Genomic DNA, 11,760 nt, shown 5'->3' with positions numbered 1-11,760 from the left:
ACACCTGTTGTTTTGTCAATGGTGCGCGAAGGATACGTTTGCATCGGCGCAGGCTTTTTCTCAGTTTGCAACAAATGGTAAGTTTTGCGCGGCCTGCGGGCGGGCGAGGGCAGGCGCGTGTCCGAATCGGCGGGAGTAAGCGCGGGAGAACGCGGATGCGCTACCGAATCCGACGCGTTTGGCTACCGCCTTGACGCGCTCGCCGTCGGTCAATGCACGGTGGGCGAGCACGAGCCGCCATGCCGTCAAATAGGCACTCGGTGTCGTGCCCACCGTCTCGCGAAAGAGTGCCATGAAGCGGCTTCGCGACAAGCCCGCGAGGGCGGCCAGATCTTCCATGCGCCAAGCGCGTCCCGGCGCGTCGTGCATGGCCGCGAGCGCGCGGTGCAGCGCCGGATGCGAGAGGCCGGCGAGCAGGCCTGGCCCTGTGGCGCCCGCGTCGATCGCGCGACGCAAGATCATCAGGACGATTACCTCGGACAGTCGCGCGAGCGCCGTCTGACGGCCGCAGCGGCTCTCGCGTGCTTCTGCGACGAGGACGTCCGCGAGTGCGCGAAGGGCGTCGTCCTCGTCGAGCGGCACCGAGAGCCGGCGCGGCAGCGCACCGAGCAGCGGATTGAGCGCGCCGCCAAACGAAACGTGGACAGCCGCAACGACCCTGCCGGGAGGTAGCGGGCCGGGCGACGGGCCGGCCTCGAGCACGAGCCGGTCTGCACGATCGCGAGAGGCCAGCACGCCGAGCGTCACATCGGCGTGCTCGTTCACGGCGTCGAACGACGAGGCAGGCGTGACCGAAAACGAGAAAGCGCGGAAAAACGCCGAAAGGCGATCTTGCTTGGGCGACTCCGAGGTCGATTCAGGACTTTCGATCATGATATTGAGACATATCGTTTCTTGGAGTATGGGAAAGTGCGGGCACGTCGTCAAGGGCGCCGTTTCGTTCGCCATCCAAAGGAGGTTGTCCATGTTGATCCCGCGTACCCAAGCACCCGCACTGAACATTCTCACCGTCGCGCACGGGCCATTCGAACTGGCACGGGAAGCGCCGGGCTATCTGACATTGGTCAGCTTTTATCGCGGCTTGCACTGCCCGATCTGCGCGGTGCATCTGAAAGAACTCGAGCGGCTCACCCCCGCGTTCGCCGAGCGCGGCGTGAAAACCATCGCGGTCAGTTCGGACTCCGAAACGAGAGCGAGGCAGATGGCCGATAAAGTCGGTGCCGGCGCACTGCGTATCGGATATGGGTTGCCGCTCGCGACTGCGCGAGCCTGGGGCCTTTATCTATCCGCATCGAAAGGCGAGACGTCGATCGGCATCGAGGAGCCGGCGATTTTTTCCGAGCCGGGGCTGTTTCTGATCCGGCCAGACACGAGTGTCTACTATGCGTCGGTGCAATCGATGCCGTTCGCACGGCCCGCCTTCCCGGACCTCCTGAAGGCGCTCGACTTCACGATCGAACATGCGTATCCGGCCCGTGGCGAATATGTGGGTGCCGCCTGAGATACGAGGCAAGCCGCGTGTGCCGCCGGCTGCGGTCTGGCGTTTTGCGGCAACGCCCACATTCGGCCGGGCGCGCTCCGGCGACAATGCCGGGGCAGGCGGATGCACGCGGCGGTTTGCAGCGCAACCCCGCTTGACCCAGATCAACGAGGGTGTGCGTAAGCGTCTTACGCTGACGTGAGGGCAGTCTGGAGCAGGAAACCCGCATTGCCGTGACGAACGCGCGCGACTCGCGATCGCGATGCCGGCTTGCACGTTGAAACAGCCGCACATGCTGAGGAGGTCGTTATGGCAGATCACGTCACGCCCCATCATCCGGGGGCACACGAGGAAGTGTTTCCCGGGCTAGGACACGATCCTTACGCGCTGCGCGAAAAGCTGAGCGAGCCAACCATATGCCGTGATTGCGGCGCGGTGTACCACGAGGGCCGTTGGCAATGGCTGGCGCGTCCCGCACAGGCGAAGGAGACGCTTTGCATGGCGTGTCGGCGCATTGCCGATGCGCTGCCTGCAGGCTACGTCTACATCGACGGGCCGTTCGCCGCGGCGCATCTCGTGGAAATTCTCGAGCGGATCCGTCACCACGAAGCCCATGCGAAGCGCGAGCATCCCATGCAGCGCATCATGTCGGTCGACGAGAACGGCGGCACGACGATCGTCTCGACCACCGATGTGCACCTCGCACGCGGTATCGGCGCGGCACTCGAATCGGCGTTCCAGGGTTCGCTCGTTATGAAGTACAGCCCCGACGAATATCTGGTCCGCATTTATTGGCGGCGGTGACGGCGTTTTATGACGAAACGCGATCGCTGCGCTCGCAGTGCCGGCCGCGATGCATGGCGGGGCATCGCGGCGCGGGGCCGGTGAGACGGACCGCTTTCGCGGAGGAGGCGAGGGATGCCGCTTCATAACGCCGATATGGCGCGCATTTTCGAGCAGATCGCCGATCTGCTCGAGATACAAGGGGCCAATCCTTTCCGTGTGCGTGCCTATCGCAACGCGGCCCGCTCGGTGGGCGATTTCGGCATGAGCATCGCCGGGATCGTCGAACGCGGCGAGCGGTTGCCGCTGCTGCGCCGCGCAGCGAAAACGCGCGCGACAGAGGCGGCGCCATGAACATTTCAGGCGGCAGCCCGCTGCTTACCGATCTCTACGAACTGACGATGCTGCAGGCGTACTTCGACGCCGGCATGAACGACACGGCCACGTTCGAGTTCTTCGTGCGGGCGTTGCCGCGCGAACGCAACTTCCTGCTTGCTGCCGGGCTCGAGCAGGTGCTCGAATACCTCGAGGGGCTGCGTCTGTCCGAGGACGATTTGACGCTCATCGCGGCCACGGGGCGGTTCACGCCCGCGTTCGTGAAATCTCTCGAAGGCCTGCGGTTTACGGGCGACGTCGACGCCATGCCCGAAGGGACGGTGTTTTTTCCGGATGAACCTATCCTTCGCGTGACCGCTCCGATCCGCGAAGCGCAGTTCGTCGAAAGCCGCGTGATCAATCTGCTGCACTATCAAACGGTGGTGGCGAGCAAAGCGGCACGCATCGTTCTTGCCGCGCCCGACAGATTGCTCGTCGATTTCGGCCTGAGGCGCGCACATGGTGCCGAGGCGGCGATGCTGTCCGCACGCGCGAGCTATCTGGCTGGATTTTCCGGCACCGCCACCCTCGCGGCCGGCATCGCGTTCGGCATACCGACCTACGGCACGATGGCGCATTCGTTCGTGCAGGCGTGCGGCGACGAGGCCACGGCATTCGAACGCTTCGCCCGATCGCAGCCGCACAATGCGACGCTGCTGATCGACACTTACGATACGGAATCCGCTGCGCGCAAGCTCATCGCGCTCGCGGGCCGGCTCGCGAGCGAGGGCATCGCCATTCAGGCGGTGCGCATCGACAGCGGGGACCTGGCCGAGCACGCGCGGCGTGTGCGTGCCATCCTAGACGGCGGCGGACTCTCGCATGTCACGATCTTCGCGAGCGGCAATCTCGACGAGTACCGGCTGCGCGAGCTGACCGCGGCGGATGCGCCGATCGATGGCTTTGGCGTCGGCACGCGTATGAACACCTCGGCCGACGCGCCGTATCTCGATTGCGCGTACAAACTCGTCGAATACGCTCATGCGCCGCGCCGCAAGCGCTCGGAGGGCAAGGCGACGTGGCCGGGCCGCAAATCGGTGTATCGGCACATCGCGGCCAATGGCGTCATGGGTGGGGATTGGCTGACGCTCGAGGGCGAACGCCGCGGTGGGGAGCCGCTCATCGAGCCGGCCATGCGCGGCGGCGTGCGTTGTGCGGCGCTTCCCGCGTTGGAAGCGAGCCGCAAGCGGGCCCGAACAGCGTTGCGTGCGCTGCCGCCCGCGCAGCGTACGCTCGACATCGACGAGCCGTACCCGGTCGCCGTTTCCGACGCGATCCGGCAACTCGCCGCGCAGCTCGATACGCGGGAGGCGGAACGATCGGCGTCCCGCGCACACGGAACAGATCATGGGTGAGCCGTTGCTGCCGGTGCAAACCAAGGTTGCCGCGCTGCGCGACCCCGCGGCGTACCCCGAGGCGACGGCGGCCGTGTCCGTCATCGAAACGCATATGTCGTGGGTCTTTCTGACCGAGCAGCATGCTTACAAACTGAAGAAGCCCGTGCGGTACGAGTATCTCGACTTCAGCACGCTCGCGGCGCGGCGGCGATTCTGCGAGGAGGAACTGCGGCTCAATCGGCGTCTCGCGGAATCGGTATACCTGGGCGTGCTGCCGCTGGCGACCGACGCGACGGGGCGTCTGATCATCGATGGCGACGGGGAAGTCGTCGACTGGCTCGTGCGGATGCGCCGCTTGCCGGCCGACCGCATGCTCGATCGCGCCTTGCTCGACGGCACGGCGACTGCGGCCGATGCCGAGCGCAGTGCCGCGCGTATTGCCGCCTTTCACCACGCGTTGCCGCCCGCACCGGTGACGGCACATGCCTACCGGCGCCGCTTGGCCGCGGGGATCCTCGAAAACGAGCGGGCGCTTTGCGATCCGGCCTTCGGCCTGCCCGACGGGGACGTGCGTGCGATCTGCCACGCGCAGCACGACATGCTCGAGTGGGGCGCGGGCCATTTCGACCGGCGCGTGCACGAGGGCCGCATTGTCGAAGGGCACGGCGATCTGCGGCCCGAGCACGTGTGCCTCGAGCCGGGCATCCCCGTCATCGACTGTCTCGAGTTTTCGGCGATGCTCCGCACGCTCGATACGATCGACGAGATTGCGTTTCTCGCGCTGGAGTGCGAACGTCTCGGCCGCGCCGACTTTGCCGATGCGCTGCTGTCCGCGTACGTGCACGACAGGCACGAGCGCGGCTGCGAACCGCTCGTCCACTTTTATCAAAGCTACCGCGCACTCGTGCGCGCGAAGATGGCGGCGTGGCACCTGCGCGAACGCGCTTATCGCCAGTCACCGAAATGGACGATCATGGCCCGCCATTACCTGAGGCTGGCAGGCCATCATATCGAGCGATGCCGCGATGGCTGGCGTGCCGGCCATCAGGTGTCGAGCAGCGCGGCGATAGACTCGCCCGAGTGAATGCAGCGAATGGCCGCGGCGAAAAGCCCTGAACTGTCGAGCACCGCGAGCTTGTCGCGCACCTTGCCCGCCGGCAGCCGCGACGGGGGCACGCTGTCGGTCACGACGATTTGCGTCAGCGCGTCGTCGGCGAGAATGGAGGCTGCATCGCCCACGAAGAGGCCGTGTGTGGCAACCGCGTAGACCTCGCGCGCGCCCAGCGAGCGGCAGGCCTTGACCGTACGGGCGATCGTCGTACCGGTACTGATCATGTCGTCGATGACGATGGCGCGCCGGTTTGCGACGTCGCCGACGATGAGCTCGCCGGTTACCACGCCGGCGCTGCGATGTTTCTCCGCAAAAGCGGCTGCGACGGGACGCCCGAGCGCGCGCGTCAGACGCTGCCGGAATGCCTCCGCACGCTTGATACCGCCCGCGTCGGGCGAGACGACGACGACTTCGTCATCGTCGACGATCGGCAGAAAGTGCTCGACGAAGAGCGGATTGGCTTCGAGGTGATCGGTCCGGCAGCGAAATGCGTTCTGATAGGCGGCGAGGTTGTGAACGTCGATCGTCACGATGCGATCGGTGCCCACCGCTTCGAACAGTCCGGCAACGTAGCGCGTGGTCACCGGATCGCGTGACTGCGATTTACGGTCCTTGCGTGCGTAGGCCAGATAAGGCACCACCGCCGTGACGGATGCCGCGGAAGCGTCCTTCAATGCGCCGATGAAAAAGAGCAGTTCGCAGAGCTTGTCGTTCACGCTCTCGCGCTCGTCCGTGTAGAGCGACTGAATGACGAAGACGTCGCGGCCGCGCACATTGGTGAGCGGCCGTGTTTTATGCTCGCCGTCTTCGAATGCTCGCGCCTCGAGCGGCGCGAGCGGGGTGCCCAGGCGGTGGCTCACCGATTCCCCGAATGAGCGCGTGGCGGCAAGTGCGAAGAGCAGCGGATCGGCGGCCGGTGCTGTCATGGCAGCGTCCGTTCGAAGCGTGAGCGTGCCGGATCTCCGGCGGCACTGCGCATGACGCACGGCAGATTCACGGTGCCTCCGTATCGTGTTCGGGCACCGACTCGAGATCGGCGAGCCAGACGGCGGCGCTCGCGTCGCTCGGCGCACGATAGTCGCCGCGCGGCGAAAGCGAGCCGCCCGAGCCGACCTTCGGCGCGTTGGGCAGGCAGCTCCGCTTGAATTGCTGCTGCTCGAAGAAGCGCCGCAGGAACACGGCGAGCCAGCGCTTGATCTCGGCGATCCCGTAAGCGTGCCGCTTCTCGTCCGGCAAGTCGGGCCATGGGCCGCGGGCACGGTCGTGCCACGCACTCCAGGCGAGAAAGGCGACCTTCGATGGCCGGTAACCGAAGCGCAGCAGGTAGTAGAGGTTGAAGTCCTGCAGTTCGTAGGGGCCGACCGCGGCTTCGGTCAGTTGCATCGCGCCGTCTTCGCCTGGCGGAATCAGTTCGGGGCTGATGTCGGTCTCCAGCACGTCGCGCAGTACCGCGGCCGCGTGCTGGCCGAGCGAGCCTTCGTCGGCGGTCCAGCGAATCAGATATTGGATGAGCGTCTTTGGAACGCTGGCGTTGACGCTGTAGTGGGACATGTGGTCGCCCACGCCATAAGTGCACCATCCGAGCGCCAACTCGCTCAAGTCGCCGGTGCCGACCACGAGCCCGCCGACCATGTTGGCCATGCGGAACAGATGGCTCGTGCGTTCGCCGGCCTGTACGTTCTCGAATGTGACGTCGTGCACGGGCTCGCCCTGCGCGAACGGGTGCCCGATGTCGCGCATCATCTGCATGCAGCTTGGGCGAATGTCGATTTCGTGCGTTCGGCAACCGAGCGACGAAACGAGGCGGCGCGCCTGATCGAGCGTGCGCTCGCCGGTGCCGAAGCCGGGCATGATGCAGGCGACGACCGCGTCGCGCGGCAGCTTCAGCATGTCGACGGCACGTACGCAGACGAGCAGCGCCAGCGTGGAATCGAGTCCCCCCGAAACACCGATCACGAGCCTGTTGGCCCGCGCCGAGCGCATCCGGGTGACGAGCCCTTGTACCTGGATGTCGTAGATTTCCCGGCACCGCTCGCCGCGCCGTTTCGGATCGGCCGGTACATACGGGAAGCGCTCGTAGCTGCGCTCGAGCGGCAACGCGATATCGCACGGCACCGTGGCCGGCACGTCGATCGTCCGATACCGCGCGCACGCCTCGGCGTGCTGAAACGCCGTATCGCCGAACGTCGTCTGACGCATGCGCTCGTCGGCGAGCCGGTCCAGATCAAGATCGGCGCAGATAAGCTGCGACGCGTCGGCGAACCGCTGCGTCTCGGCGAGCGCATTGCCATTCTCGTAAATCATCCCGTGACCGTCCCACGCGAGATCGGTCGTCGATTCGCCGTACCCGGCCGCGCTGTAGGCGTAGGCGGCGAGGCAGCGCGACGACTGGGCGCTCGCGAGCAGCCGGCGGTAATCGGCCTTGCCGACGGTCACGTTCGAAGCGGAGAGATTGAGGAGCACCGTGGCACCGGCGAGCGCGCCGAAGGACGACGGTGGAATCGGCACCCAGAGGTCTTCGCAGATCTCGACGTGAAACGTGAAAAGCGGCTGGCCTTCGACGCGAAAGAGAAGCTCGGTCGAGCACGGCACGGCCGTTTGACCCAGCAGGTCGACGCTGTCGCGCTTCAGGTAGCAGGCCGGCGAGAACTGACGGGCCTCGTAGAACTCGCGGTAGTTCGGCAGATAGCTCTTCGGTACGAGACCGAGTATCCGGCCGCGGTGCACGACGGCCGCGCAATTGAAGAGCAGCCCATCGAGCGACAGCGGCAGGCCGACGAGCGCGATGGTGGACAGCGAACGCGACGCATCGACGATTTCGGCCAACGCCGCCAGGCAGCCATCGAGCAACGCGCGCTGCTGGAAGAGGTCGTCGCAGGCGTAGGCCGACAGGCCGAGTTCAGGAAAAAGCGTGACCAGCGCATGCCTCGTGTCGGCTTCGCGCATGAGCGCGATCGTCTCCCGGGCGTTGAACGCAGGGTCGGCCACGCGGACTTTCGGCACGGCAACGGCCACGCGCGCGAAATTGTGGCGATAAAGGTTGAAGAAGACCGGTACGGCTGTCATGACAAAGAAGTTCCTCTGATCCGATCAGGCGGCGAACGGCAGCGGCGGCGGCGCTTGCTCCGCCGAGCAGCCGGCGGCGTCGATCCCGTATTCCTACCAGATATACCAGATCGGCAGCCCGGGCGCACGGCCCGCGCCGGTGCTCGCGGCGGCAACGCTGCCCGCCGCTGGGCTGTGAATTGTCGCCGATTGTCGCGGATTGTCGCATTGCCGGACGATTGCGTCCGCTTTGACGAGCGTCAACGGTGGTCCGCAAGGGCGGCCTACATTGGATAGAAGGTCGCATGGCGCTCGAGCATGCGGTATTCGTGGGGAACAACGGGAGGTGGAAATGCGTATCGCGAAAATGCCGTCGACGGCAGCCGTTGCCGTCGTGTTTGCACTGGCCGGTGCGGTGCAGAGTGGGGCCGCTGCCGCCGCGCCGGCTTCGCAGGCGGCCGGCGTGGCGCCGTGTCCGGGGGGCTACGGCCCGGGGCCGGGCATGATGGGCGGAGCCGGTTGGTACGGGATGGGCCCGAGCATGATGGGTGGCGGGCGCGGCATGATGCGCGGGCGCGGTTACGGCACCGGTATGATGATGGGCGCGCCCGGATGGGCCGGCGCGCTCCAGCTCAGCGACGACCAGCGGGCGAAGGTCAACCGCATTGCGGATGAGACGCGCAAGGCGCACTGGACCCTGATGGGCGAAATGATGGACCGGCAGGCGAAGCTGCGCGATCTGTACGAAGCGCCCAAGCGCGACGATGCGGCGATCGATGCGGCGTTCAAGGACATCGCGGCCGTGAGGCAGAAGATGTTCGACACGTCGGCGGACGCCCGCAAGCGCATGGATGCCGTGTTGACCGACAAACAGCGCGAACAACTGCGCAGCTACGAGAGGGATGCCGACGCGTTCGGCTGGTAACGCCGGGCCGCGCGCGGACGAGGCTGCCGAGCAGCCCGTCCGTGACGCGTTCGAGGGTGCGCCGCCCTCAGTGCACGCGGCGCGTGCGGCGGACGTGGTCGAACAGCACGGCGAGCAGCAGAATGCCGCCGCGGATCAGGTATTGATAGAACGTCGGCACATTCATGAGACTCATGGCGTTTTGCACCGAGCCCATGATCAGCACGCCGACGAGCACGCCCGAGATGGTGGCGACGCCACCCGTCAGCGACACGCCGCCGAGCACGCAGGCGGAGATCACGCCGAGTTCGAGGCCGACCGAGGTTTTCGGATCGCCGAGGCTCATGCGCGAGGCGAGCATGACGCCCGCGAAGCCCGTGACGAGACCTTGAAGCACGAACACGGCAACCTTGATGCGCACGACGGGCAGGCCCGCGAGCGAAGCCGCTTCGGCGTTGCCGCCGACGGCCAGCACGTTCTTGCCGAACACCGTCTTCCTCAGCAGAAAGCCGAAGACGATAAATCCGACGATGTTGCTCCAGATCGGATACGAAATGCCGAGGAACGAGCCGCCGCCAAGGTCGAAGAAGCTCTCCTCGGAAATCATCACGGCGTCGCCGCTCGAAACGATGAACGCCAGGCCGCGCACGACTTCCATCATCGCGAGCGTGACGATCAGCGAATTGATCTTGTAGCGCGCAATCAGCACGCCGTTCACGAGGCCGACGGCGCCGCCCGCCACCACGCCGGCCACGACGCCGAACAGCACATTATGGGTGGCCGTGATCAGCATCGAGGCGACGACACCCGAGAAGGCGACGATCGATGCCACGGAGAGATCGACCTCTCCGAGCGCGAGCACGAACATCATCGTCACGGCGATCGAGCCGATCAACGTGACCGACAGCAGGAGCCCCTGCATATTGCGGCTCGTGAGGAAGTCGGGCACGGTCAGCGCCAGCACCGCGAAGAGGATCACGAAGACCATCACGATGCCGGACTTGTTTGCGATGCGCCAAAGCCTGGAGGCGGCGGAGGGCGCACCTTGCGTCGCGGAGGACGAGGGCGGAAGGGCCGGCTCGGCGGCGGGGCGAATGCTCGGTGGTTGTTGCATGATGTCTCTCGTTCGAGGGCGCGCCGAAGAGCGCTCGGGCGCGCCGGTTCCAAGCGTTATTGCGGCAATGCGAGTTTGATCAGTTGATCGGGCGTGGCGTCCGCCTTCGGCAGATCGCCGACCAGGCGGCCTTCCTTCATGACGACGATGCGGTCGGCCACGCCGATGACTTCGGCGAGGTCGCTCGACACCATCAGGACGGTGCGCCCGCTTTCGGCGAGGCCGTAAAGCAGCTCGTAGATCTGCGCGCGCGCGCCGACGTCGATGCCGCGAGTGGGCTCGTCCATCACGAACACCTCGATTTTCTCGGCGAGCCAGCGCGAGAGGATCACCTTTTGCTGATTGCCGCCCGAGAGCGTGCCGATCGGCGTGTCGCCGTTGCGCGTCTTGATCGAGAGCTTGGCGATGTAGTCGTCGGTGAGCGCCCGTTCGCGGCGTTCGTTGAGCAGGAAGCGCGCCGGGCTGAAATGCCGCCGCGCGCTGATGTTGAGGTTGTCCGCCACCGAGGCGATCGCAACGATGCCGTCCTGCTTGCGATCCTCGGGGCACAGCGCGATGCCGGCTCGCACGGCGTCGCGCGGCGACGAAAACGTGACCGCGCGTCCGTCGAGCTCGACGTGACCTTCGGTCGGACGCACGGCACCGCAGACGAGCTTCATGAGTTCGGAGCGCCCCGCGCCGACAAGCCCGAAAAAGCCGACTATCTCGCCGCGGCGGGCGCTGAACGAGGCGGGCTCGCTGAGCCCCGGCCCCATGAGGCCCTTCGCTTCGATATGGACGTCGCCGGCCGTGCGTGGGCGATAACCGTAAACGTCGCGAATCGAGCGGCCGACCATGCAGCTGATCAGCCGGTCGCGCTCGAGGCCGTCCATCGATTCGAACGTTTCGATCGAATGGCCGTCGCGGAAGACGGTGACGCGGTCGCACAGCTCGTACACCTCGTCCATACGATGCGTCACGTAGACGATGGCGCGGCCTTCGGCGCGCAGCGCGTTGATGATCTTGAAGAGCTGCGTCGTCTCGCGCGACGAGAGCGAGCTCGTTGGTTCGTCGAAGGCAATCACACGGGCATTGCGCATGAGCGCTTTGCCGATCTCGATCATCTGGCGCTGGCCGATCGAAAGCTCCTTCACCGGCGTGTTCGGATCGATGCGCTCGCCGAGCTGCGCGAGCGTTTCGCTTGCGCGCGCAACGAGCGTGCGCTCGTCGAGCACGCCGCCGCGGCTCGGCAGTTGCCCGAGCATCAGGTTTTCGGCCACCGTCAGCTCGGGGACGAGATGCAGCTCCTGGTAGATGATTGCGATGCCGGCGTCGATGGCCGCCTTGGTGCCCGCAAACCGTTGCTCGACGCCGCCCAGGCGCAGCGTGCCCGCCTGCGGCACGTTCACGCCGGACAGCACTTTCAGCAGCGTCGATTTACCCGCGCCGTTCTCGCCCATGAGCCCGTGCACTTCGCCCGCGCGCACGTTCAGCGATACGCGGTCGAGGGCGAGCACGCCGGGAAAGGCCACGGTGATGCCGTCGAGTTCGAGGTAGGGCGCGTCGCCTTGGGGGGCGCGCGCCCCGCCGGGCCCTTCGGCCACGGCGAGGTCGTTTGCGTTGAGCATGCCT

10 protein-coding genes and 1 pseudogene are annotated in these 11,760 nt (G+C 66.1%); 6 read left to right on the top strand and 5 right to left on the bottom strand.

Translation table 11 applies throughout. The annotated features are described in order from the left end of the window. Positions 1–60: 60 nt before the first annotated feature. The gene (locus U0034_RS21615; protein WP_085225463.1) at positions 61–873 is read right to left on the bottom strand and encodes a helix-turn-helix transcriptional regulator; all 813 of its coding nucleotides are present in this window, start codon (positions 871–873) and stop codon (positions 61–63) included. Between the two features lie 91 nt (positions 874–964). Here U0034_RS21615 and U0034_RS21610 point away from each other — a divergent pair, with 91 nt between their 5' ends. From U0034_RS21610 to U0034_RS21590, 5 genes and pseudogenes are all read left to right on the top strand, one after another. Further along, positions 965–1,501 carry a peroxiredoxin-like family protein gene (locus tag U0034_RS21610; RefSeq protein ID WP_085224921.1) on the top strand — a complete coding sequence of 179 codons (537 nt, stop codon included), beginning with the start codon at positions 965–967 and terminating at the stop codon, positions 1,499–1,501. Positions 1,502–1,789: 288 nt separating this feature from the next. Further along, on the top strand, positions 1,790–2,284 hold the full coding sequence (locus tag U0034_RS21605) for a BCAM0308 family protein (RefSeq protein WP_085224924.1): 495 nt from the start codon (positions 1,790–1,792) through the stop codon (positions 2,282–2,284). Between the two features lie 114 nt (positions 2,285–2,398). After that, positions 2,399–2,566 (top strand): annotated as a pseudogene (locus tag U0034_RS21600) (hypothetical protein); the annotation flags it as partial. A 47-nt stretch (positions 2,567–2,613) separates the two neighbouring features. Beyond that, positions 2,614–3,993, top strand: coding sequence for a nicotinate phosphoribosyltransferase (locus U0034_RS21595; RefSeq protein WP_085224930.1), 1,380 nt, complete (start codon positions 2,614–2,616; stop codon positions 3,991–3,993). Beyond that, entirely contained in the window at positions 3,986–5,059 is a 1,074-nt protein-coding gene (locus U0034_RS21590) for a hypothetical protein (protein ID WP_085224932.1), read from the top strand. Before U0034_RS21595 ends, U0034_RS21590 begins: the two co-directional genes overlap by 8 nt. Here the strand turns inward: U0034_RS21590 and U0034_RS21585 are convergent. Continuing rightward, entirely contained in the window at positions 5,020–6,012 is a 993-nt protein-coding gene (locus U0034_RS21585) for a ribose-phosphate diphosphokinase (protein ID WP_085224935.1), read from the bottom strand. The genes U0034_RS21590 and U0034_RS21585 overlap by 40 nt on opposite strands. 67 nt (positions 6,013–6,079) lie before the next feature. Beyond that, positions 6,080–8,152: an NAD(+) synthase gene (locus U0034_RS21580; protein ID WP_085224937.1), complete on the bottom strand. Its 2,073-nt coding sequence runs from the start codon at positions 8,150–8,152 to the stop codon at positions 6,080–6,082. Positions 8,153–8,483: 331 nt separating this feature from the next. Here U0034_RS21580 and U0034_RS21575 point away from each other — a divergent pair, with 331 nt between their 5' ends. Further along, entirely contained in the window at positions 8,484–9,056 is a 573-nt protein-coding gene (locus U0034_RS21575) for a Spy/CpxP family protein refolding chaperone (protein ID WP_085224939.1), read from the top strand. A gap of 67 nt (positions 9,057–9,123) precedes the next feature. Here the strand turns inward: U0034_RS21575 and araH are convergent, their stop codons facing one another. Both araH and araG read right to left on the bottom strand, forming a co-directional pair. Continuing rightward, a complete protein-coding gene (gene araH / locus U0034_RS21570) occupies positions 9,124–10,149 on the bottom strand; it encodes an L-arabinose ABC transporter permease AraH (protein WP_085224941.1) in 1,026 nt (341 codons plus the stop codon). A 56-nt stretch (positions 10,150–10,205) separates the two neighbouring features. Then, positions 10,206–11,756: an L-arabinose ABC transporter ATP-binding protein AraG gene (gene araG / locus U0034_RS21565; protein ID WP_085224943.1), complete on the bottom strand. Its 1,551-nt coding sequence runs from the start codon at positions 11,754–11,756 to the stop codon at positions 10,206–10,208. Positions 11,757–11,760: the final 4 nt, after the last annotated feature.

The organism is Trinickia caryophylli, from assembly GCF_034424545.1.
Taxonomy (GTDB): Bacteria; Pseudomonadota; Gammaproteobacteria; order Burkholderiales; family Burkholderiaceae; genus Trinickia; species Trinickia caryophylli.
This window is presented reverse-complemented; position numbering and strand designations above follow the sequence as displayed.

What these genes read in the sequence shown, in the direction of transcription:
- araH (WP_085224941.1), bottom strand. Translation starts at nt 10,149, where the DNA reads ATGCAACAACCACCGAGCATTCGCCCCGCCGCCGAGCCGGCCCTTCCG.
- U0034_RS21595 (WP_085224930.1), top strand. Translation starts at nt 2,614, where the DNA reads ATGAACATTTCAGGCGGCAGCCCGCTGCTTACCGATCTCTACGAACTG.
- U0034_RS21605 (WP_085224924.1), top strand. Translation starts at nt 1,790, where the DNA reads ATGGCAGATCACGTCACGCCCCATCATCCGGGGGCACACGAGGAAGTG.
- U0034_RS21590 (WP_085224932.1), top strand. Translation starts at nt 3,986, where the DNA reads ATGGGTGAGCCGTTGCTGCCGGTGCAAACCAAGGTTGCCGCGCTGCGC.
- U0034_RS21610 (WP_085224921.1), top strand. Translation starts at nt 965, where the DNA reads ATGTTGATCCCGCGTACCCAAGCACCCGCACTGAACATTCTCACCGTC.
- araG (WP_085224943.1), bottom strand. Translation starts at nt 11,756, where the DNA reads ATGCTCAACGCAAACGACCTCGCCGTGGCCGAAGGGCCCGGCGGGGCG.
- U0034_RS21575 (WP_085224939.1), top strand. Translation starts at nt 8,484, where the DNA reads ATGCGTATCGCGAAAATGCCGTCGACGGCAGCCGTTGCCGTCGTGTTT.
- U0034_RS21580 (WP_085224937.1), bottom strand. Translation starts at nt 8,152, where the DNA reads ATGACAGCCGTACCGGTCTTCTTCAACCTTTATCGCCACAATTTCGCG.
- U0034_RS21585 (WP_085224935.1), bottom strand. Translation starts at nt 6,012, where the DNA reads ATGACAGCACCGGCCGCCGATCCGCTGCTCTTCGCACTTGCCGCCACG.
- U0034_RS21615 (WP_085225463.1), bottom strand. Translation starts at nt 873, where the DNA reads ATGATCGAAAGTCCTGAATCGACCTCGGAGTCGCCCAAGCAAGATCGC.